Below are 1074 nucleotides of genomic sequence, written 5' to 3'. Positions count from 1 at the left end.
TCATATAAACCTCAAGGTGCTACTAATTATCTGGGTGTAAAATATGGAGATGGCGGTGGTACTTTCGGGCAAACCCAGTTTTATAAAGATATCATGGCGTATTTGCAAGGTGATCCTAAAGCAAAAGAAATAGAAAGTAGATATAAGCAAATGATTATTGAAGCGAGAAAAAAAGGGAAAAACTTCGCAGCTGATAATCTGCAATATTTTCTTAATGGAAAAGGAGGAGTAAAAAAAATAGATTTAGGAATATTAATTCAATTTGGAGCTTTTAATGATGGGTTCGATCGTAATAAATCTAGATTTGATGATCAGGTATATAATTCTGCTCTTAAATTAAAAGATGGACAATCAACAGTTTTGAGTGATTATTGGGATGCAACTATAGAGCCAAGCGTTTTTTCAGAGTTGTATTATGCAAGCGGCATGAGTCAATTAACATCAAAGGGAAGTTTTACGCTTTCAAGAAAGGGAAATACTATCACAGTATCTGGTTCGGTTGAAAATAGATGGTATGATCCTTATAATTGGAATGCTGGTATGTCAGCATATATTCCTGGATTTGGAGATGTATCTGATGATGATGGAAATTATTTGGTAGAATATGGTAATGCAAGACCCTTCTTATTAGAATCAAAATGGAAATCTACTGTATCTGGAACTATTACAATCAGACCATATTGGTTTGATTCTAAAAATATTAATTGGAAATAATATCTATAAATTATGAAAAAAAGGAAAATTTCTATAATTGTAATCATTTTAATAGTGGTTATATCTTTGTTTTTACTTTATAAAAATTCTTACACGGAATTCAAACCTCTTTCATTTGATGGAAATTCTTATGTTTCTAAAAAAATCTCTAATCAAGAAGAATTCAAAAACAATTTGAAAAAAGTTTTGGAATATTATAATGAAGATTTTAAAATTTCGGAAAATGGGAATATTCTTATTAAAAATAAATTGAAGTCTAATCAAGAATTAATAGTAAACTATACAAAAAAAGCTTTAGATAAAAATTGGACTCCCAATAAATAATTAAAAGTGCTGGTATAAAGTGATCCATTTCCCCCC

At 29.4% G+C, this 1074-nt stretch carries 2 protein-coding genes; both read left to right on the top strand.

All coding sequences use genetic code 11. The features are described from left to right. On the top strand, positions 1-714 hold a 714-nt coding region (locus tag BLW74_RS22615), incomplete at its 5' end, for a hypothetical protein (RefSeq protein ID WP_167358493.1). A gap of 12 nt (positions 715-726) precedes the next feature. Then, positions 727-1038, top strand: coding sequence for a hypothetical protein (locus tag BLW74_RS22190; protein ID WP_089697137.1), 312 nt, complete (start codon positions 727-729; stop codon positions 1036-1038). Positions 1039-1074 lie beyond the last annotated feature (36 nt).

It is taken from the genome of Chryseobacterium culicis (assembly GCF_900108365.1).
GTDB classification, from domain to species: Bacteria; Bacteroidota; Bacteroidia; order Flavobacteriales; family Weeksellaceae; genus Chryseobacterium; species Chryseobacterium culicis.
Note: the sequence above shows the minus strand (reverse complement) of the source record. Positions and strands in the feature narration are given on the sequence as shown.